17 protein-coding genes and 6 tRNA genes are annotated in these 20,260 nt (G+C 44.6%); 12 read left to right on the plus strand and 11 right to left on the minus strand.

The features are described 5' to 3' along the window. Positions 1-142 precede the first annotated feature (142 nt). Positions 143-886, minus strand: coding sequence for a hypothetical protein (locus ITG12_RS06210; RefSeq protein ID WP_038875864.1), 744 nt, complete (start codon positions 884-886; stop codon positions 143-145). Between the two features lie 272 nt (positions 887-1,158). Here ITG12_RS06210 and ITG12_RS06215 point away from each other — a divergent pair, with 272 nt between their 5' ends. Beyond that, on the plus strand, positions 1,159-1,461 hold the full coding sequence (locus ITG12_RS06215; protein ID WP_038876030.1) for a DNA base-flipping protein: 303 nt from the start codon (positions 1,159-1,161) through the stop codon (positions 1,459-1,461). Between the two features lie 37 nt (positions 1,462-1,498). Here the strand turns inward: ITG12_RS06215 and ITG12_RS06220 are convergent, their stop codons facing one another. Next, positions 1,499-1,933, minus strand: a complete 435-nt coding sequence (locus tag ITG12_RS06220) for a YbaY family lipoprotein (RefSeq protein ID WP_038875861.1) — start codon at positions 1,931-1,933, stop codon at positions 1,499-1,501. Between the two features lie 167 nt (positions 1,934-2,100). Between ITG12_RS06220 and tesB the strand changes: the two genes are divergently transcribed. Further along, positions 2,101-2,961: an acyl-CoA thioesterase II gene (gene tesB / locus ITG12_RS06225; RefSeq protein ID WP_038866625.1), complete on the plus strand. Its 861-nt coding sequence runs from the start codon at positions 2,101-2,103 to the stop codon at positions 2,959-2,961. Between the two features lie 52 nt (positions 2,962-3,013). Here the strand turns inward: tesB and ITG12_RS06230 are convergent, their stop codons facing one another. Then, positions 3,014-6,061 carry a hypothetical protein gene (locus tag ITG12_RS06230; RefSeq protein ID WP_038875859.1) on the minus strand — a complete coding sequence of 1,016 codons (3,048 nt, stop codon included), beginning with the start codon at positions 6,059-6,061 and terminating at the stop codon, positions 3,014-3,016. 333 nt (positions 6,062-6,394) lie between these two features. After that, positions 6,395-6,862 carry an Lrp/AsnC family transcriptional regulator gene (locus ITG12_RS06235; protein WP_038875858.1) on the minus strand — a complete coding sequence of 156 codons (468 nt, stop codon included), beginning with the start codon at positions 6,860-6,862 and terminating at the stop codon, positions 6,395-6,397. 145 nt (positions 6,863-7,007) lie between these two features. On the opposite strand from ITG12_RS06235, the gene ITG12_RS06240 reads away from it, so the two are divergent. Further along, on the plus strand, positions 7,008-8,102 hold the full coding sequence (locus tag ITG12_RS06240) for a PLP-dependent cysteine synthase family protein (RefSeq protein WP_038875856.1): 1,095 nt from the start codon (positions 7,008-7,010) through the stop codon (positions 8,100-8,102). 71 nt (positions 8,103-8,173) lie between these two features. Here ITG12_RS06240 and ITG12_RS06245 read toward each other — a convergent pair whose 3' ends face one another. After that, positions 8,174-8,491, minus strand: a complete 318-nt coding sequence (locus tag ITG12_RS06245; protein WP_248873851.1) for a DUF1244 domain-containing protein — start codon at positions 8,489-8,491, stop codon at positions 8,174-8,176. A gap of 202 nt (positions 8,492-8,693) precedes the next feature. On the opposite strand from ITG12_RS06245, the gene ITG12_RS06250 reads away from it, so the two are divergent. Next, a complete protein-coding gene (locus ITG12_RS06250) occupies positions 8,694-9,269 on the plus strand; it encodes a porin family protein (protein ID WP_038875854.1) in 576 nt (191 codons plus the stop codon). Between the two features lie 91 nt (positions 9,270-9,360). Here ITG12_RS06250 and ITG12_RS06255 read toward each other — a convergent pair whose 3' ends face one another. The 4 genes from ITG12_RS06255 to ITG12_RS06270 all read right to left on the minus strand — a co-directional run bounded on the left by ITG12_RS06255 (position 9,361) and on the right by ITG12_RS06270 (position 14,987). Next, on the minus strand, positions 9,361-10,203 hold the full coding sequence (locus ITG12_RS06255) for an IS3 family transposase (RefSeq protein WP_248873950.1): 843 nt from the start codon (positions 10,201-10,203) through the stop codon (positions 9,361-9,363). After that, complete coding sequence (locus ITG12_RS06260) at positions 10,200-10,709, minus strand: transposase (RefSeq protein WP_248873852.1); 510 nt, start codon at positions 10,707-10,709, stop codon at positions 10,200-10,202. Before ITG12_RS06260 ends, ITG12_RS06255 begins: the two co-directional genes overlap by 4 nt. Positions 10,710-10,785: 76 nt before the next feature. Next, positions 10,786-13,899: a multidrug efflux RND transporter permease subunit VmeF gene (gene vmeF, locus ITG12_RS06265; protein ID WP_248873853.1), complete on the minus strand. Its 3,114-nt coding sequence runs from the start codon at positions 13,897-13,899 to the stop codon at positions 10,786-10,788. Further along, complete coding sequence (locus ITG12_RS06270; RefSeq protein ID WP_038873962.1) at positions 13,899-14,987, minus strand: efflux RND transporter periplasmic adaptor subunit; 1,089 nt, start codon at positions 14,985-14,987, stop codon at positions 13,899-13,901. The genes vmeF and ITG12_RS06270 overlap by 1 nt, the downstream gene beginning before the upstream one ends. A gap of 283 nt (positions 14,988-15,270) precedes the next feature. On the opposite strand from ITG12_RS06270, the gene ITG12_RS06275 reads away from it, so the two are divergent. The 6 genes from ITG12_RS06275 (at position 15,271) to ITG12_RS06300 (ending at position 16,201) form a co-directional block, all read left to right on the plus strand. Beyond that, positions 15,271-15,355, plus strand: a tRNA-Tyr gene (locus ITG12_RS06275). Positions 15,356-15,440: 85 nt separating this feature from the next. Beyond that, positions 15,441-15,525, plus strand: a tRNA-Tyr gene (locus ITG12_RS06280). A gap of 85 nt (positions 15,526-15,610) precedes the next feature. Next, positions 15,611-15,695, plus strand: a tRNA-Tyr gene (locus ITG12_RS06285). Between the two features lie 85 nt (positions 15,696-15,780). Continuing rightward, positions 15,781-15,865, plus strand: a tRNA-Tyr gene (locus ITG12_RS06290). Positions 15,866-15,948: 83 nt separating this feature from the next. Further along, positions 15,949-16,033, plus strand: a tRNA-Tyr gene (locus tag ITG12_RS06295). Between the two features lie 83 nt (positions 16,034-16,116). Further along, positions 16,117-16,201: transfer RNA gene (locus tag ITG12_RS06300), tRNA-Tyr, on the plus strand. A 139-nt stretch (positions 16,202-16,340) separates the two neighbouring features. On the opposite strand, the gene ITG12_RS27720 is transcribed toward ITG12_RS06300, so the two are convergent. Together ITG12_RS27720 and ITG12_RS06305 are read right to left on the minus strand one after the other, a co-directional pair. Continuing rightward, a complete protein-coding gene (locus ITG12_RS27720) occupies positions 16,341-16,475 on the minus strand; it encodes a hypothetical protein (RefSeq protein WP_265101992.1) in 135 nt (44 codons plus the stop codon). Positions 16,476-16,616: 141 nt separating this feature from the next. Further along, entirely contained in the window at positions 16,617-17,489 is an 873-nt protein-coding gene (locus tag ITG12_RS06305; RefSeq protein WP_038879452.1) for a TIM44-like domain-containing protein, read from the minus strand. Between the two features lie 255 nt (positions 17,490-17,744). On the opposite strand from ITG12_RS06305, the gene ITG12_RS06310 reads away from it, so the two are divergent. After that, positions 17,745-18,335, plus strand: a complete 591-nt coding sequence (locus tag ITG12_RS06310) for a TetR-like C-terminal domain-containing protein (RefSeq protein ID WP_038865527.1) — start codon at positions 17,745-17,747, stop codon at positions 18,333-18,335. A gap of 13 nt (positions 18,336-18,348) precedes the next feature. Next, positions 18,349-20,223 (plus strand): MFS transporter, encoded by a 1,875-nt coding sequence (locus ITG12_RS06315; protein ID WP_038879450.1) that lies wholly within the window; start codon positions 18,349-18,351, stop codon positions 20,221-20,223. Positions 20,224-20,260 lie beyond the last annotated feature (37 nt).

A 20,260-nucleotide genomic window follows, 5' to 3' on the forward strand; every position in this document is an offset into this window, starting at 1 on the left:
ATAGAGATTAAGATTGAATTTTTATTTTTAAATACACAATAAATATGAAAGGCCGAACATATAACATCCGGCCTATTATTTCATAATCAGATCAGGAGTCTGCCGCACGGGTCACTATTTAGTCAGCGCGCTTACAACTATTTTATAACTCGGCCTGCTCATCACTACTACGTAAGATGTAGTCTGTCATCCATGCTGTACCAAGTAAGCATATCCAAACCACGAAAACAGGGTTTGGCACGTCAATATTCGGACTGACTACCAAAGCGGCAAAACCTACTGTCGGTAACGTCCAACACAGTAATTTACCCCAGCGTATTGAATTTTTAATCTTAGTCAGCGCTTCCATGGACGCTAAAATACCTGTGATACCTAATGCCAAAAGTACCGCATAAGGTAGGCCAGCTATCCACAATGGCAGCAACAATAACAACGACCACCAGCTGTGTTTTTCGGAAGGTCTCCAACTTCTCGCGGCCCACCACATCACCACAACGGACAGAGTCTGCAAAACAGTAAGCCATGGTGAACCATCTAACTTACCTGCTTGCTGCGTTACCATAATGCCAACTTGAAGTGTCAATACGATCAAACCTGCGGTGAGCAACACGCCCAGTGAGCTGCGTCGAGAAAAAACCACCATGAGCAACGGAAACAGCACTAAGGTACCAATGGATAAAGCGATCGGCTGCATAGACAACGTAACACCATAGACAGTCATCGCGCCCAGTAACACTAGGCCAGCGAAGCCCCCTTGCGGCAAGATCCATAGTGCAGGAATCATCAAAGCAATAACAGGAATGTCACCCTCACTTAAACTAATGGCACGCGCGCACACCACAGCAAGTAGAGTCGTAATAAGAAATTGAAGTGTCGAAAAAATCATAGCGCCTCCTGGCTTCCCCAACCAACTTGGTAATTCAACGGCCAACCTCTTTCGGTTATAACGTCATTGAACGGGTCTAGATTCAAGCTAAGCTTGAGCTTATTTTTGCATTGCTAACCTACTCTTTGAGATCAATGTACAGCTCAGAAAAAAGGGAACGTAAACGGTGTTATTTTGTGAGCAGTAAGTGATGTTAAGGAGCAAGAACTGATAGCGAAATACAAGTCTTGTGTATTACCATTCCTTGGTAAACAACAATGGACACTGTCAGTATGGACCAATTTTTAATGCAAATCTTTGCTGTAATTCACCAAATTCCCACAGGGCGAGTGTCGACCTACGGTGAAATTGCCAAAATGGCAGGCTATCCGGGCTATGCAAGGCACGTCGGTAAAGCGCTGGGTAACCTACCAGAAGGCAGCAAATTACCTTGGTTCCGAGTCATTAATAGCCAAGGAAAGATTTCGTTAAAAGGCCGAGATCTTGAACGACAAAAGAGCAAGCTAGAAGCAGAAGGCATCGAAGTGTCTGAAGTCGGAAAAGTATCCCTTAGAAAATATAAATGGCAGCCTTAAGCTGCCATTTTTTATTCGTTTTGTTTGAAGGTAGCGATTAACGCGTACCAACAAGGCGAATGTTCGCTTCGTGCGTTTGTTCTGCATCCGTGATAACTGGAATGCTAGTATCATTAATAAAGCGCAGCTTACCATCAACTTCGATACGAGCACGTAGGCTATAACGATGGTTAGGTTTAATATCGTTGCTGTTGTAGCTCAGTTCAAACGCTAAAGGCACTTGTTTACCTTCTGTTTCGAACGTTTGTTTCGCTAAAACTTTCGCAGGAGCATCCGCTAAAGAAACATCTTCAAGTGCTACCGTTACTACTGCGTGTGGAGGCAGTGCAATACGCTCGCGGTAAGCCACTGTACCTGTAATTGTCTTCATTGACGCCTCAGCCGATTCCATTTCTGTTGTTTGAGAAGTTTGGCAACCCACTAGTGCAGCACCGAATAGTAAAGAAGTAACAAGTAGTAGTGTTTTTTTCATAGTTTCCTCAACGGGTGTATCGATTCGCGCTAAGTATAGAGGGAGAATATTAAACTGTCTGCGTTAAATGGATTCATTTGACAATAGTTTGACTAAGTTAGAAATTACCAAACAGTTGATTTTGTTTCATAATTGAAGCAGTAATAAAAACAAGGTGAGGAGACATCATGAGTAAACCATTAAGAGAATTGCTCAGCCTACTACAACTCGAAAAACTAGAAGAAGGCTTGTTCCGTGGTCAAAGCGAGAACCTAGGTTTACCTCAAGTTTATGGTGGTCAGGTTATTGGACAAGCGTTATCCGCAGCACGTTACACGGTAGAAGACGCACGCACCGTGCATTCATTCCACAGTTACTTCCTATACCCTGGCGATCCTGAAAAGCCGATCATTTACGATGTTGAAAACCTGCGTGATGGCCGCAGCTTCAGTACTCGACGCGTGAAGGCGATTCAGAACGGTCGCCCTATTTTCTACCTTACTGCCTCATACCATGGGGATACGCCTGGGTTTGACCATCAAAACGCAATGCCCGACATTCCGGGGCCAGAGAACTTTCCATCCGAATCGGAACTCGCAAGTCACATTGCTGAGTTTTTGCCAGAAAGGCTGCGCAAAACATTCTGTGGAGAGAAGTCGATAGAGACTCGCCCAGTGAACATCGTCAATCCTCTCAAGCCTAAAAAGACAGAACCGAAGCAATATCTATGGATTCGTGCCAACGGTGAGATGCCAGACAACCAGCTCATTCATCAATATCTATTGGCTTATGCTTCTGATTGGGGCTTTTTAACCACAGCACTGCATCCGCATGAAGTATCGCTGATGACGCCAAACTTCCAAGTGGCAACCATCGACCACTCTATCTGGTTCCACCGTCCATTTAAGATGGATGAATGGTTGCTGTATGCCATCGAAAGCCCAACAGCAAGCAATACGCGTGGTTTGGTTCGTGGTGAGATCTACAACCAACAAGGCCATCTTGTTGCTACCGCAGTTCAAGAAGGCGTGATGCGCTTTACTAAATAAACCATCGCGATGTTCAATCAAAAAAGGAGTGCTGATGCACTCCTTTTTGTATTTAGTTCTTTTGGTAGTTTAGGCTGACGACAGCCCACTCATAAAGTGATTTCGGGTAACCGTACTTCCCTTCACCGTAAATAGTATCCGGTTCAGCATAGAAGCCGCCCGCATCACTTGCCAAGAACTCTCGCGCACCTTTGCGGTAATGAATCAAAGGGCTCATCGATTCGTAGGCCGTATTTGCATCTAACGGTCGGTCATTAATCACCAGAAAACGCGTCATTCGAATGCTGCTACCGTTTTCGCAATATCCTGCATCTGAATAATCGACAGCAAGGAAAGGTTTCGTGTCATTCTCACTGAGTTGCGAACGACAACCATCGAAACGGGCAACATGCATCCACAGACCACGAGTTTTAGCCGGATCATCATTACCAACTGGCTTCATGTTTAAAAATACGACTTTGCCTTTGCCATAAAGCGCGAGCTCTGTGTCTGTCGGCTCTCGTACACTTCTAGCGCCCATGACACCAAACTCACTCTCTTGAAGATTGGCAAACTCAGGGCCACTTAACGTACTAATCACTACCGTTTGTTCACTATCTAGTTGAGTGTATTTATCGGCGTCACCAGATTCGGCAAGATCAAGAAAAACCGTCACCAATGTACTGTCCAGCGCTTTATAGTCTTGCGTTTCCGCCTCAGAAACGTTCAGTTGAACCGAGTGCCCAAACTCATAACCTGTGAGGGTGATGCTTCCATTCGCACGATCCAGAGTCGCAATTTCTTCACTAACAGAGGTAGCAAACTCATAGCTACGCGTACCAATCGCCGTACCAATATCTAACTCCACACGCTTAAACGGTTCAAATGCCACAGTTTGACGAGTCGCGATTAATCCCGGATGTTCAGCCTTTGCAATCGAGCCATTAACGGTGATCGTCTTTGTCAGATAATTGCGGCTTGTTAACGTGACTTCCAAGGAGTAATCGCCAGCATGAAGCACATCTAGTATTCCCGTATCAGACGATGCCATTTTTACCGTTGGTAATGCTTGGTTAATCAAACGGTAAGAGGTGGTGGTATCGCTGTCTGAGACTACTGGCTTTAGCGTTTTATCTGAACCAAAGGTTGCACTTGGGTATTGGACCGTCGCTCGACTTTCAATTGGCTTGATGGTCACATTGAAGCTTGCTTGACCCGGCGTGAACTTATCATCACCAGAGTCAGAAACCACAATGCGTGTGCTGCCAGCATTAAGAACGCGCATTTCCCCTGTGTCGTTACCTAGAGACACCACATCGGTCGGTGAGCCATCTGCAAATTGGTAAGTCACCTGCCCAACCGTTCCGCTAATAGTCGGTTTGCTTGCCAAAGGTTTGAGTGCATTCCAATTATCTTCAACATCTGATGAAATTTGAATGCGGCTCGGGGCACCTAAAATATTGAAAGTCACTTTATGCTCAGGACCCGCACTATAATTGTCGCTTTCCTTACGACGTAAAGTCAGTGTGGTTTCACCCGCTTTGAAGACATGTACAATCCCATTAGCAATCATGTTTGCTACGTCTGGGTGTGTATTGTCGGTCATCTCAATCACATCACCGGAGCTAAGCTCGTCAAAATCTTTTAGCAGATTGAATTGGTGATCCTTACTGTAGACCTCCTCATAATCACGAGTCGCAAGCGGCTGTCCTTGCGCTTTAGCGATATCAAGGTTCACTTTGAACTGAGTTGACTGATAGAACTCTCCGCCATCATCTTCGAACGTTAACGTGTAGTTACCCGCCGTTTCGAGATATAGCGTATCTGAGGACATGCTCAGCCCCTCTGGTAAATCCCCAATCAGTCTGATATCGCCCTTTTGCCCCGCAAACACGAACGGAATCGATAGACCTTTCTGATAGGTAAAGGACATATCAATGTCTTTGATAACAGGGTGTACTGCTGCAGTAATATCGATATGAAAACGCGCTTTCGTAGAAGGGAAATTACGCAAATCGCCCTCAATCACATCAACCTCAGCACGACCAACACCTTGAATCAACAAAGCGTTGCCGTCGTCAGAAACACGCACCACGTCTTGGCCTGAAACCACATCAAAATGGTAATCTCCCAGTGCACCCTCAACTTGTGGGTACAACGGAGCAAGCGCTTGATAACTTGCCGAGATGTTTGAAGCACTGATGTTTTGTCGCGCTCCCTTGTCAATTGCAACGTTAAATCGAGCCGTTTGCTGCTGCTCAATAAACCCTTCACTGTACGTTGCCGTTGCTTCAACCGTTACTTGCCCAGTGTTTTGAATCAAAAGTAAACCGGTATCTGGATTCAATACCTCAGCGACTTTGTCATCAGGGGGGCTATTGATGATCTCGTAGCGAATGCTTTTGGTCTCTGTACTATCCAGTCTCACTGGTGCCAACGTCAGACCTTCGCGGAACTCACCCGTTAGAGGAGCAAATTGCAGTTGCTCAGCACCAACTTGATAAAGGTGAATATTGACGAGTAAATCGCGAGCTTGGTAATAATCGTCGCCCGAGTCACGAACACGTACTTTTGCCGTTCCAGATTTCCCAATGGCAAACACTCGACCATCGGTATTAACCTGAATCAAATGTTCAGATCCACTTTCTACGGCATAGCTCAGAGAGCCTTTTTGCCCTCGTACAACCAAAGATTGCCCTTCAGTTTCTGACGCGTTAAGGCTGACATCGTTTGCAGCCAGATCGGCATTGGTGCCTTTGTCTACGGTCATCGTAAACGTGGCCTCTGACGTTTCGTAAGTCGGGCTGCTGTCCGTTACTTTAATTGACGCCGTACCTGGACGAAGGATTTGTAACTGACCATCGTCGATTTGAACCACATCAGAAGGGGTTGAAGATAAAACTTGGTATGTGATCGTGCCTTGTACGTTACTCATTGTCGTATTTGTGACATTTCCAATGCCATCAAATGTGAGTATTGCGTCTTCAACTTTAAGTTGAGGTCGACTTTGTTTTGTAGTTTGAGTTGAAGATCCCGAATTACGCGGCTTGGAATCGCCGCCCCCACCACCACAGCCAGCGATTACTGCAGCAAGCAAAAGGAGAAAATAATATCTTTTCATTTTTTGTAATAATTTCTTACATCTTATAAGTGGCGGCGATAATAATACGATGTTTTATTCACCGCCAGCCCCTTTTTTGATTAATAAGATTATCGATAAACTACATTACCATTCGCTAAATAAATAAAATGCCGTCAATTTTCTAAAACAAGCACAGTAATGTCGCGAACAACCGTTTACGATCCGACTTCGCATTAAATTAGCGATGATTAAATTAGGGTTTTCAATAGATTAAAATATAAACAGTCGATCACACTTTAGCTGGCGTGTGGTGTCGATATTGAGGAAATATGAAGTCAACAGAGTGACCTCATATCTTATTTAGGTAGGAATTTAGACGCCGTAAATAGGCAACTCCGTCGTGTACTTTATCGGTTCCATTGCAAAAGTTGATGTCACGTTCGACAAACCTTTTACGCTGTTGACGAGCCGCTTGTAAAACTCGTCAAAACACTTCATGTCTTTAACCAATACTTTCATCATATAGTCGTATTCACCCGCCATACGATAAAACTCCATCACTTCAGGGAAATCACTCACTGTGGTAACAAAGTGGTGATACCAATCTTCAGAGTGGTCACTGGTCTTTAATTGGACAAAAGCGATGAATGACAAATCAAGTTTTTCTGCATTCAGCAACGCGACTCGCTTTTCTATGTAACCTTCATCTTCTAGCTTCTTCATCCGCTTCCAACAAGGTGTTGTGGTTAAATTCACCCGTTCAGCTAAGTCGTTCAAAGACAAGGTGCCATCGGTTTGAAGTAAAGAAAGTAACGTCTTGTCGATTTTATCTAAGCTCATTCCTATAAAAACCTTACAAAGTAGAATTTTTTTCTATCATTAGTGAATATCAAAACAATAATAGCAAAGTTTTTCTCTACATTTATAGGTAGATTATTCCTATAGACAAAAACAACTACCCTACAAAATTCCGAGGAGACACGTTATGTGTACTGACCACAACTGGATCAACAACGCAGTGCGTAAGATTGAAGCTGATTTCCAACGCTCAGCAGACACTCATCTTTTCAAACTTGATCTTCCTTCTCTTGAAGGCATCGACATCTACCTAAAAGATGAAAGCACACACCCTACAGGTTCATTAAAGCACCGTTTAGCGCGTTCGCTATTCCTTTATGCAATTTGTAACGGCTGGGTTGGTCCAGAAACCACGGTGATCGAAGCATCATCAGGCAGTACAGCGGTTTCTGAAGCGTACTTCGCGCGTCTACTTGGCTTACCGTTTATCGCAGTAATGCCAAAAACCACAGCACGCAAGAAAATTGAACAAATCGAATTCTACGGCGGTAAAGCGCACCTTGTTGACCGTTCAGACCAAATTTATGACGAGTCTCGTCGCCTAGCGAAAGAGCTAAACGGTCACTACATGGACCAATTTACTTACGCAGAGCGCGCAACCGACTGGCGTGGTAACAACAACATTGCGAACTCTATCTTTAGCCAAATGGAGCTAGAAGATCACCCAATCCCAAGTTGGGTTGTGATGAGCCCAGGTACTGGCGGTACATCTGCAACGATTGGTCGCTTTATCCGTTACCAAAAATACGACACAAAACTGTGTGTTGTTGACCCTGAGAACTCAGTATTCTTTGACTACTTCCAGTCTGGTAATGCCAATATCAAAGGTAAAAATGGCAGCAAAATCGAAGGTATCGGTCGCCCACGTGTTGAGCCGAGCTTCATTGCTGGTGTCGTAGACGAAATGCGTAGAATCCCTGATGCAGCAAGCGTGGCGACAGCACATTGGCTATCAGGTCTGATTGGTCGTAAAGTTGGCGCATCGACAGGTACCAACCTGTACGGCGTGTTACAGCTTGCATGTGAGATGAAAAAGCGTGGTGAGAACGGCTCTATCGTTACTTTGCTTTGTGACTCTGGAGAACGCTACCTAGATACTTACTACAACACTGATTGGGTAAAAGAGAACATCGGTGATATCCAACCGTATCTTGCTCAACTTGAGATTATTCAAGCAGAAGGCTGTGTGGAACCCGCATGTTGCGGCCCAATCACTGAGTGATTTTCGCTGAGAATAAAGCAACAGCCCGCTGAAATGAGCGGGCTGTTTTGTATCTGCTTAAATGGTGTCTATTACTTTTTCTGACGCGCTTCAAATGCCGCCAACTGTTCTGGTGTCGCTTTTGGCTGGTGGTTTTGTTTCCATTCATCGTAAGTCATACCATAAACGCGCTCACGAGCATCATCGATGTCGATATCCAAACCAAGATCTTCCGCTTCTGCCTTGTACCATTTGCTGAAACAGTTACGACAGAAACCAGCAAGGATCATAAGGTCGATGTTTTGCACGTCTTTGTTTGCATCTAAATGTGCAAGAAGACGACGAAATGTTGCCGCGTCCAGCTTGTCTTGTTCTTCTTGAGTTAGATTTTTGTATTTGAATTCAGCCACTTTACTTTCCTTTTATTTATCTCACAGCTCATAGCAGAGAAATGAGCGAGTTTGATCTGCTTAAAACTTGCGCCATCACAACAAATTTTCGCTCAACATCGCATACTCACCCAAAAGACTGATATGATAACTGCCACTTATCTTATTGATTAAATTAATACTAATTCTAAAAACAGTTCTTCACAAAGGTTATCGCCAAGTTATGAAAAACGCCATTCTAATATTATCGGCACTGACCCTGAGTCTGCCAACTTTCGCAGCTCAAGAGCAAACTCACCAATCCTACTTATACCTAGGCACAGGTAATGTTGGTTTTGACACTCCGAATTTTGGTTCTGATCGCGACAATGGCTGGTCGACACCTCACATTACGGTTGGCTGGGGTTACCATGTAAACCAATACCTCGCATTTGAAGGGGTACTGCGTTATTCACAAAATGAACTTAAGAATGATGCTCTAAAAACTGACTTAGACCTTCACTATTACCAAGCAGGTATGTCTGCTGTTGTAACGAGTGATAACTTAGGCGATACGCCACTGTCACTATTTGGCCGCGTAACCGCGCTTGGCACTCAAGCTGAAATGTATGTTCCAAACGAACAAAAAGTCACAGACGATTCTGGTGCACTATTCAACATTGGTGCAGGTGTCCATTGGGATATGAGTAAAGATATTTGGCTACGTGCAGAATACATCTACAACGTTGCAGACATGGGCTTTGATGACTTCTACGACAGCTATGAAGGCGTGCAAGTGAGCTTGGGTAAACGCTTCTAATCGAACACTCCAAGCTGGTTATAAAACCCAAAATTGGAGACAAAGAAAAGCCGGACGTGATGAAGTGACCCCGTAAAGTTGGACATTTCTGTTAAGCGGCTTTCAAGGCCTGAGTTCGATACTCTATCGGAGTCAGGCCTTTTAGCTTCACCTTTATATGTTTGGTATTGTAGTACTCGATGTATTCTTTAATTTGCTCTATCAGAGTATCTGCATCTTCAAAGCTCTGGTTGTGATACATCTCTGTTTTAAGTAAAGCAAAAACATTTTCTGCAACAGCATTATCCAAGCAGTTACCTCTTCTCGACATACTTTGTATTAACCCACTCTCTTTGATTTTTTGCTGATATTGTCGATGCCGATATTGCCAACCTTGATCGCTATGTATAATTGGCTTTGAGTTCGGTCTAAGCTTTGATATCGCTTCCGTCAACATATCAATGACAAGCGGCAAACAGGCATTTTTAGCTACTCTATAAGCAACCACCTCTTGAGTAAACAAGTCGACAACCGGAGACAAGTACACTTTCTGCTCTTTGACTTTGAACTCCGTAACGTCAGTTACCCACTTTTCATCTGGCTGGGACGCACTAAAATCTCTTTCAAGTATGTTGGGAGCCGTTCTTCCAGACTCACCTCGATATGAACGGTACTTTTTAATCCTGACCGTTGATTTAAGGTTTAGCTGAGCCATAAGCCTTTGAACCGTCTTGTGATTCAACATGAAGCCTCGCTTTTTTAGTTCCAAGTGAATACGGCGGTAGCCGTATCGCCCCTTATGCTCATGATAAATTGACTTTATCAACCGCAGTTCACTTTCGTAACTATCAGTACGCTTGGTCGCTTGAGCCTGATAATAAAAGACACTTTTCGCCAGTTGCAGAGTTTGCAGCAGGTGCTTCAGTGGGTACTTACCTTTAAGAGTTAGAGCTATGACCGCTTTTTCTTTGTTCGACGGTTCTTTTCTTGCTCCAACTCTTCTAACTTTTTTAGAACAGCATTCTCAGTTCGTAAGTAGACCAACTCCTCTCTTAGCTCCTCAAGTGTCATTTCATTATCTGGTTTAGTGGTACGTTGAGGCTGCTGTTTCATTGAAGGTCTTCCTTTCTGGCGAATTTTGAGCCCTTTGATACCGAGCTCGTTAAATCTTTTGAGCCAGACAGAAAGTATCCCAGGGGACGAGAGGTTAAATACTGCGCTAGTGTGCGAGAGAGACCAGTCATTCGTCCACATTAAATTTAATGCTTTTAGCTTTGTTTGAGCAGAAACAGCATGTTTAGTTGGTAAAAATGAAACTGCACCATGGATAGCAAAAACTTGGGCCCAATACCGAATCTGTCTCGAAGAAACTGAATATTGCTTTTCTAAATAACTAGATGACGTACCATTTAAGCATTGTTTAGCAATGACACATTTTAGCTCGCGGCTATATTTGGACATAAAAAGACCCCCAATAATTAGTGTCCAACTATTGGGGGTCAGTTCATTTCGCAGGCTTTTGTGTTTTAAAGTTTGGTTAAGGGTGCGCGATACGTCCCTTCGTATCATGGCTAAGCGCTTTATTCAGCTCAGCTTCAACATAACCAGGGGAACGCGTCTTCGCAGAGATCAATCGATACATCGCAGGGATAACAAACAGTGTAACTAATGTCGCAAACCCCATACCGAAGAAGATAACGGTACCGACGGCCACACGGCTTTCATAACCTGCTCCTGTTGACATGATCAAAGGAATAGCACCAGCTAGCGTAGTAAATGCCGTCATCATGATAGGACGCAGACGGCGAGCTGCCGCATCAGTGATCGCTTTTTCAAACTCGATACCACGGTCACGTAGCTGGTTAGCAAACTCAACGATCAAAATACCGTTTTTGGTTACCATACCGATCAACATAATCATGCCGATTTGGCTGTAGATGTTCATTCCTTGACTCATGACGACCAACCCAAGGAAGCCACCAAATACGCCCATAGGCACGGTGAACATTACCACCAGTGGGTTGACGAAGCTTTCAAACTGCGCTGCCAATACTAGGTATGCAACAAGTAATGCCAAGGCAAATACAACGGCAACACTGGCTTGGTTTTCTTTAAAGTCTTTCGACTCACCAGAGTAACTGACCGAAATATCACCCGGCAGGTTATCAATCGCTTCTTGATCTAAGAAATCTAGCGCCTCACCTAGGGTGTAACCTTCCGATAGGTTAGCAGTAATGGTGATCGACTTCTGTTTGTTGTAGTGGGACAGACGAATTGATGCCGCCACTTCTTCGACTTTAGTAACCGTATCTAGGGTCACTAGCTCACCGCTGTTGGTGCGTAAGTAAATCTGGCTCAAATCAGCCGCGTTATTGAAGCTGTTTTCGTCACCTCGAAGGTAAACATCATATTCTTCACCACGGTCAACGTAAGTGGTTTCACTCTTACCACCAAGCATGATTTCTAGAGTTTCAGAGATGTCTTGTACACTCACTCCAAGTTCAGCAGCACGGCGCTTGTCCACTGACACCAAAAGCTCTGGTGTTTTCTCTGAGTAGTCGATTTCCGCACCTTCCATCATTGGTGACTCTTCAGCTGTGTTCTTGAGCATTTCAGCCCAGACCAACAACTCATCGTAATCAGAGCCACCAAGAACAAACTGCACAGGTTCGCTAGAACCACCACGGAAACCCGGCATGAATGGGAAGACACGAACGTCTGGAATACCGGCCAATGACTTACGAACTTGGTTGAGTGCTTCTTGTGCCGTCACATCTCGCTCGTTCCAGTCTTCTAAAATCATGATAACGAAGCCAGTTTGGTCACCCGCTTGCCCACCAAATGCTGGTGTTTGAATACTGAATGATTTCAGGAAACCTTGTCCCAACAATGGCATCAACCGATCTTCTACGATGTCCATGTTCGCCGACATTCGGTTGTAGGAAGTCGCATCTGCACCACGAACAAAAGCAAAGATAACCCCTCGGTCTTCTTGTGGCGTTAGCTGTGCAGGCACTTGATTCATCAAACCATAACTGCCTCCCATACACGCAAGGATAACCAAAGGCGCAGCCCAACGAACCTTCAATGCACCACGCAGCGCTTTTCGGTAACCAGCCTCTAGCTTGGCAAACAATTTATCGACCGCTTGGTTGAATCGATTCGGCTTCACATTCGCTTTTAGGATCTGACTACCGAGCACTGGAGTCAGCGTTAATGCAATCAAAGATGAGAAAATCACTGACATTGCCAACAATACTGAGAACTCAGTAAATAGCAGACCTACCATGCCATCCATAAAAGAAATCGGCAGGAAGACCATCACCAGAACCAAGGTCGTAGCAACAACGGCAAATCCGACTTCTCTTGTGCCTTTATAAGCCGCCAGCAGTGGTGATTCGCCGCGCTCAATATGGTGGAAGATGTTCTCTACAACAACAATCGCATCATCCACAACTAGACCGATAGATAGGATAAGCGCCATCAGGGTGATTAGGTTGATAGAGAAGCCGAAGTAGTAAGCCGCAATGAATGAAGAAATTAGTGAGACTGGTACCGTCACCGCAGGAATCAATGTAGCGCGCGCCTGACCGATAAAAATATAGAGGACTAAAATAACCAGACCACCCGTAATAAAGAGCGTGCTGTATACCTCATCAATCGAGCGTTCAATAAATACTGTGGCATCATAGTCTATGGCCAGACGAGTACCGTCCGGTAAGAACTTCTGAATCTTATCTACTTCTGAACGCACCGCCTGTGCCACTTCTAGTGGGTTAGCGTCTGATTGCGGAACGACGCCTAAGCTAATGTTGACTACACCATCACTCTTAAAGGTTGAGTTTTCGTTTTCCGCACCAATGAATACGTCCGCCACATCTTTCAAATAAATAGGCGTGTTATCGCTAGCACGTTTCACAACAAGATATTGAAAGTCTTCTGGCGTATTGTACGAACGTGCTGTACGAACTGACATGACGGTTGAATCGTTACGAACCTCACCACCTGGACTTTCCAAGTTTTCACTTCGTAATGCTGTCGTAATATCAGATGCTGTAACCGAGCGACCCGCCATCAGGTCTGGTTTAAGCTTCACATACATTACTTTGTACAAGCCACCAGACAAGTCGATAGAACTTACACCAGAGATCAGACTGAAACGGTCCATCAGAACACGTTCCGCGTAGTCTGTTAGCTGGGTTCGGTCCATTTCAGACGAGCTAAGGTTAATATAGAGGGAAGCTTCGCCCGAACCGTTGTTCTTAAAGACCACAGGGTCGTCGGCTTCGTCCGGTAATGAACGCTGAGCACGAGCCACCGCATCACGAACATCACTTACGCCCGTATTAAGGTCATAACCCAATTCAAAGGTGATGGTGATGCGCGACATACTGTTGCGCGTCGTCGAGCTAATTTCGTCGATACCACTGATACCAGAAAGCTGGTCTTCCAATACCGACGTTATTTGGCTCTCGATAATGGTGGCAGAGGCGCCTTCATAACGTGTGCTGATCGAAACCACTGGGCTTTCGATGTCTGGCATTTCACGGACTGCAAGTTTAGTAAACGACACAAAGCCGAATACACACAGCAGCATACTCAATACCAGCGCAGCGACAGGGCGCTTTACGGAAACGTCAGAAAGTAACATTAGTTCGCTTCCTTAGCCGCTTTGCCTTCTGCATCTGCAGCATGTGCACTTTTCGATTGAGTTGGCGCGACAATTTCAGCGACTTCAACGCCATCACGCATATTTACGATGCCTTGAACCACTATTTTGTCGCCGATCTCAACACCCGATTCGATCACAACCTCATTATCAACACGCGCTCCTAGAAAGACCTCCTGACGCATTGCTTTATTGTCTTCATCAATCACGTATACAAAACGCTTAGTACCTGAATACTCAAGAGCTTGAACCGGAATGATTGGCGCTTTAATCGCAGGAAATGCCAACGATGCATTCATCAGCATGCCAGGTTTTAAGTGATTTTCTGGGTTATCAAATTCGATACGAACACGTAAGTTTAAGGTTTCAGCACTAATTCGCGTATCAATACCTGTTACCTTACCCACGAATTCTTGATTATTCCAAGCACTGGTGGTGGCATGCACTTCCATACCGACCGACAACATCGATAGGTAACGTTCAGGAACTTGAAGATCCAATTCCATGACAGAGAGGTCATCAAGCGTCAATAATTCAGAACCAGCGCTGACCATTTTACCTTTGCTAAAATCAATAAAACCAACGGTACCGGCAAAAGGTGCACTAATATGAAGATCCAATAAGTTAGCTTTAGCGGCATCTAGACGCGCTTGTGCAATTTCAACACTCGCCTTTTGCCCATCAATTTCAGTTTGGGTAATCGCATTACGTTTAACCAAACGCTGAAACTCTTTTAACTTACGCTGTTCATCTTTTAGGTATGCTTTTGCCTCTATTAAGGCAGCTTGTGCTTTATCATCGTTAAGTTGAATCAAAAGCTGGTTTTGCTGAACGTTTTGATTGGCGTTAACGGCGATTTTTTTCACCTTGCCAGCGACTTCAGAAGCAACCACTACGGATTCGGCCGCTTCTAACTTGCCGATCAACGACAGAGATTGGTTAATTTCATGCGTTTCTACTTGTTCAGTTACTACCGTAACTGTAGATGGACCACGTTTGGCAGCAAAAGCTACTGGCGAAGCCATTAAAATAGAAAGCGTTAAAACAGATAAAGTGGCTCTCATACTCATAATCTTGACTATTAATCGAATAAACTTATGTCATTAAACTGAATACAGTTTATCAGTAGATACGTCCTCTAACGTCAAGTAGTGTAAATTCAAGTAAAAAGAAGGTTTTCCTTTTGTATAAACGACATACAAAACGCTGACTTTCTACCATCTTTGCCCAAAAAGGCAGCATTCAACGTAAAAACGTAAGAAAAACGCTTTACAGCCGGAGCGAGTTTGCTATGATGCGCTCCGCACTTGAGAGATGTGTTGGGAAAACAAATCTTAAGTATAAAAATACCCTGGAGGGGTTCCCGAGTGGCCAAAGGGAGCAGACTGTAAATCTGCCGGCACTGCCTTCGATGGTTCGAATCCGTCCCCCTCCACCATATTCTTTCTTATGTTTTTCCTTTGAACATGAGAACAACTTGGAAGCTAGGTTGGGAAACTAACATCTAAGTATAAAAACACCCTGGAGGGGTTCCCGAGTGGCCAAAGGGAGCAGACTGTAAATCTGCCGGCACTGCCTTCGATGGTTCGAATCCGTCCCCCTCCACCATATTCTTTCTTATGTTTTTCCTTTAAACGTGAGAACAACTTGGAAGCTAGGTTGGGAAACTAACATCTAAGTATAAAAACACCCTGGAGGGGTTCCCGAGTGGCCAAAGGGAGCAGACTGTAAATCTGCCGGCACTGCCTTCGATGGTTCGAATCCGTCCCCCTCCACCATATTCTTTCTTATGTTTTTCCTTTAAACGTGAGAACAACTTGGAAGCTAGGTTGGGAAACTAACATCTAAGTATAAAAACACCCTGGAGGGGTTCCCGAGTGGCCAAAGGGAGCAGACTGTAAATCTGCCGGCACTGCCTTCGATGGTTCGAATCCGTCCCCCTCCACCATATTCTTTCTTATGTTTTCCTTGAACATGAGAACAACTTAGAAGCTAGGTTGGGAAACTAACATCTAAGTATAAAAACACCCTGGAGGGGTTCCCGAGTGGCCAAAGGGAGCAGACTGTAAATCTGCCGGCACTGCCTTCGATGGTTCGAATCCGTCCCCCTCCACCATATTCTTTCTTATGTTTTCCTTGAACATGAGAACAACTTAGAAGCTAGGTTGGGAAACTAACATCTAAGTATAAAAACACCCTGGAGGGGTTCCCGAGTGGCCAAAGGGAGCAGACTGTAAATCTGCCGGCACTGCCTTCGATGGTTCGAATCCGTCCCCCTCCACCATATTGAAAAAGCCAGCTCATTGAGCTGGCTTTTTTCGTTCTATAGCTCTATTTTTTCAATGGCTTACCTAACTATTTGGCTAAATCTAGCCTCACTCAACGCGCGATTCTTAGTGATCTTTCGTTAAGTAGTACGACACCTAGGTACTTTTAACTAGCTCTGCTTGAGAGGGAATCCAAGTGTTAGTTGGTTTATTTAGGTCAATGGAATCAAGCCATTGATCATCTCCGTTAGCGTTAGCTTTACCTTCACCATTCCCTACTGTGCGACTCATCGCTGCCTCATAACAACCCTATTAAAGTCGACTTCAACCACTCGTATTGTCTCGATAGATTTAGAGTCTCTGATCTTCAGGCATAAAAAATCCCGCACGAAAGCGGGATTTTATTAAGACTAAATTGAATACTTAAGATAATTAACCTTGAATACCGACGATCAACCACGGTGCATTTGGCACAGTTAGGTCACGCTCTAGGTGCCAGATATCTTCGATTTCTTCTTCGACACCTTCTTCAGCATCACGGTAACGACCACTGAACTGTAAGCTGAGCTGTGCCTTACTTGCGTCATAATCTGCACGAACAATTTCAGCATCAACGTACATCACATCTGTGTGCTGCTCACCATCTAACTTCGCACGTTCTGCTTTCAAGTCTTCAAACAGGCTTGCCGAAACGTATTCTTCAATCGTGTGCAGCTGATTGTGGTTCCAAGCACCTTGCAGGATTCGGTAGTGCTCACGAGAGCCGTTGATGAATGCCGATTGGTCAAAACCCGGTGGGTAGTTATGCGGGATATCAGTTTGTGCGCCGAAACCACCAAAGCCACCAGCATTTGTGTTTGGTTGTTGTTCAAAATTCTGCATGTTTGGCTGCTCGAACTTAGTGTTGTTACCACCAAAGGCTGGCTGCTGACGATGCTGATTCATACTGCCCTGCTTAGCACCAAGCATGCCTCGCATCAGTTTGAAGATAACGAATGCGATCAAACCAATAATTAGGATATCCATAAACTGGATACCTTCAAACGCACCACCAAAGAATGCTGCCAGAAGACCACCAGCAAGAAGACCACCAAGTAAGCCGCCCATCAAACCTTTTTTGCTTGATGATTTAGCACCTTGTTCTTTACCAATGGTGTTTGTGTTTTGTTGCTGCTGTTTAGGAGCAGGCGCGGTTTTGTAACTCTTACCAAAAGACTTACCACCACCAAATTTCTTCGCTTCTGCGATAGGCGTTACGGCAACAGTAAACATCAGTAGGGCGACAATCGAAAATAAACGTTTCATCGTTATCCTTAAAATTGACGATATGTACTTAATCATGCTGATTGATGATGAAGCAAACAAGCATCCATATCAGTAGCACGCTAAATATGAGATGTAACCATCATACTCCGTCAGATACAACAATGAAACATTCCATAATAGAAGACATGTATCAGAATATTGCCAAGCAATAGGTTTCTGACTGGTTTGTGTTATTGACGGTGATTCAGTAGCTGTCTATCATATTGAACGTTGTTCAATAAGTAGTTTTAGATTATGGCGCGCAGAAACGATCACACCAGAGAAGAGTTAGTCAACTTGACCCTTACTACGGTCAAAGACTTTTTAGACGAAAACTCTTACCACGAGCTCAGTCTTCGTAAGATTGCTAACATGATTGGTTACGTGCCAAGCACTTTAGTAAACATTTTCGGCAACTATAACTTGTTGCTTTTACACGCGGTTGCTCAAACGTTAGATGAGCTACAACAAGAAGCAGTGAAAGCGACCAAGAACAGTAAAGATGCCCACCAGGCCTTATTTGAACTGGCTTATTGTTATCACGATTTCGCGCAAAAACACCCACATCGTTGGCAGTTAGTTTTTGAGCACAATATGAATGGCGCAGAACTTCCTGAATGGCATGCAAAACGCATCGACGGTATGACTGGCATGCTAGAATCCTTACTTGCTCAAATCGCACCGCACCGTACTGAGTCTGAAGTACTTCAAGCGAGTCGCGTATTGTGGTCCGGAGTACATGGAATCACGCTACTAAGCGTTGATGATAAGTTTTTCTCTAGTGAACCTATTGATGGTAAAGAGCTTATTGATAACCTGATTTCAAACTATCTGATCAGCTGGTAATAAAGGATTATTCATGTCATCAGACAGCCAGTCGTCCTTGCTTAGGCAACGAAAGTTCCTTCCCTATTTTATTACCCAGTTTTTTGGTGCTTTCAACGACAATATCTTCAAAAATGTGCTGTTGCTGTTTGTCGCCTTTGCGGGGTCTAGTGCACTGCCCGTTTCTAGCAACTTATTTATCAACTTAGCCGCTGGCTTGTTCATCCTCCCGTTCTTTCTATTTTCCGCATCAGCAGGGGTGCTGGCCGATAAGTATGAAAAATCTTGGTTTATCCGCAAGGTAAAACTGTTCGAGATAGGCATAATGTTGCTTGGGGCTATAGGTTTCATTACCGAGAGCTACGGTGTTTTACTCCTACTGTTATTCCTGATGGGCACGCAGTCAGCATTCTTCGGCCCAGTCAAATATGCATTGCTACCACAACAACTTAACGAGAAAGAACTCGTTCCGGGCAATGCACTAGTAGAAGCTGGTACCTTTATTGCTATTTTGATCGGTACACTAGGCGCAGGGCTGATTGCTTCCGCAGATAACGCTAAATACCTTGCTGCATTTTGTGTGGTTATCTTTGCCCTTCTTGGCTACTTATCAAGCCGTTCAATTCCCTTTGCTTCCGCTAGCGCTCCCGATATTCAATTTAAATGGCAGCCATACAAACAAACCAAACACACGCTTTCTATTGCCAAGTCTGACCGCATCGTCTTCCAATGCATCATGGCAATCAGCTGGTTCTGGTTCTTAGGCGCGGCTTACCTCACCCAGTTCCCTAATTTCACGAAAGAGTATTTGAATGGTACAGAGAGCGCGGTTTCATTTCTGTTAGCTTTGTTCTCGGTCGGTATTGCTGTTGGCTCAATGGCCTGTAACTGGCTCTCAAACCACAGAATTGAAGTAGGAATCGTACCGATTGGTGCTCTAGGTATCACCATATTCGGCTTCTTGATGGCGACATCTATTCCTACAGACTTACCTCGATTTCATACCTTTGTTGAGTTTGTAAGCTTCGACGCTTTTTGGCCGCTGTTCTTCTATCTACTAATGATCGGAATCTCTGGCGGCTTGTTCATCGTACCGCTGTACGCGCTTATGCAACACAGAGCAAAAGAGGCAGAGCGAGCACAAGTCATTGCGGGGCTAAACATCTTTAACTCGTTGTTTATGGTGGGTAGCGCAATATTGGGTATCGTCTGCCTAAGCGTGCTTGAAATGACCATCCCTCAATTGTTCGCTCTATTGGCTGTTTTAAATTTCTTAGTTGCGGCATACATTTTCCTGCAAATCCCAATTTTCGTTGTGCGCTTTGCTATGTGGGTAGTCACTCACACGATTTACCGCGTGAAACACAAGAATTTGCACCACCTTCCTGAGCATGGTGGTGCATTAATCGTATGTAATCATGTGAGTTATATGGACTCGCTACTATTAAGTGCGGTTTGCCCACGCTTGATTCGCTTTGTGATGGAAGAAGATTACGCCAACCTTCCACCTCTACGACGTTTTCTTCGCCGAGCTGGTGTGATTCCGATCTCGGCCAGCAATCGCACTTCTATTCGTCGTGCATTCAGTGATGTTGAGGCGGCACTAAGTGAGGGGCATATTGTGTGTATTTTCCCTGAAGGTCGTTTGACATCAGATGGTGAGATGAACGAGTTTATGCGCGGTATAGACATCATCCTTCGTCGTAGCCCTGTTCCAGTGATACCAATGGCGTTGAAAGGCTTATGGGGCAGCTACTTCAGTCGCGCAAAAGGCCGAGCATGTAAGGGCTTACCAACGCGTTTCTGGTCTAGACTGGAAATCGAAGCTGGTACACCTGTCGATCCAAAACATGCCACAGCACAAGCTATGTTTGAGAAAGTAAAAGCACTTCGCGGCGACTGGCGCTAAACTCAAACAGAACAATTCTTAATTTTTGAACATGCGT

Source organism: Vibrio sp. ED002 (assembly GCF_023277445.1).
Taxonomy (GTDB): domain Bacteria; phylum Pseudomonadota; class Gammaproteobacteria; order Enterobacterales; family Vibrionaceae; genus Vibrio; species Vibrio jasicida.

What these genes read in the sequence shown, in the direction of transcription:
- ITG12_RS06240 (WP_038875856.1), top strand. Translation starts at nt 7,008, where the DNA reads ATGTGTACTGACCACAACTGGATCAACAACGCAGTGCGTAAGATTGAA.
- ITG12_RS06210 (WP_038875864.1), bottom strand. Translation starts at nt 886, where the DNA reads ATGATTTTTTCGACACTTCAATTTCTTATTACGACTCTACTTGCTGTG.
- ITG12_RS06305 (WP_038879452.1), bottom strand. Translation starts at nt 17,489, where the DNA reads ATGAAACGTTTATTTTCGATTGTCGCCCTACTGATGTTTACTGTTGCC.
- tesB (WP_038866625.1), top strand. Translation starts at nt 2,101, where the DNA reads ATGAGTAAACCATTAAGAGAATTGCTCAGCCTACTACAACTCGAAAAA.
- ITG12_RS06260 (WP_248873852.1), bottom strand. Translation starts at nt 10,709, where the DNA reads ATGTCCAAATATAGCCGCGAGCTAAAATGTGTCATTGCTAAACAATGC.
- ITG12_RS06315 (WP_038879450.1), top strand. Translation starts at nt 18,349, where the DNA reads ATGTCATCAGACAGCCAGTCGTCCTTGCTTAGGCAACGAAAGTTCCTT.
- ITG12_RS06215 (WP_038876030.1), top strand. Translation starts at nt 1,159, where the DNA reads ATGGACCAATTTTTAATGCAAATCTTTGCTGTAATTCACCAAATTCCC.
- ITG12_RS06310 (WP_038865527.1), top strand. Translation starts at nt 17,745, where the DNA reads ATGGCGCGCAGAAACGATCACACCAGAGAAGAGTTAGTCAACTTGACC.
- ITG12_RS06220 (WP_038875861.1), bottom strand. Translation starts at nt 1,933, where the DNA reads ATGAAAAAAACACTACTACTTGTTACTTCTTTACTATTCGGTGCTGCA.
- ITG12_RS06235 (WP_038875858.1), bottom strand. Translation starts at nt 6,862, where the DNA reads ATGAGCTTAGATAAAATCGACAAGACGTTACTTTCTTTACTTCAAACC.
- ITG12_RS06250 (WP_038875854.1), top strand. Translation starts at nt 8,694, where the DNA reads ATGAAAAACGCCATTCTAATATTATCGGCACTGACCCTGAGTCTGCCA.
- ITG12_RS27720 (WP_265101992.1), bottom strand. Translation starts at nt 16,475, where the DNA reads ATGAGTCGCACAGTAGGGAATGGTGAAGGTAAAGCTAACGCTAACGGA.
- vmeF (WP_248873853.1), bottom strand. Translation starts at nt 13,899, where the DNA reads ATGTTACTTTCTGACGTTTCCGTAAAGCGCCCTGTCGCTGCGCTGGTA.
- ITG12_RS06230 (WP_038875859.1), bottom strand. Translation starts at nt 6,061, where the DNA reads ATGAAAAGATATTATTTTCTCCTTTTGCTTGCTGCAGTAATCGCTGGC.
- ITG12_RS06270 (WP_038873962.1), bottom strand. Translation starts at nt 14,987, where the DNA reads ATGAGTATGAGAGCCACTTTATCTGTTTTAACGCTTTCTATTTTAATG.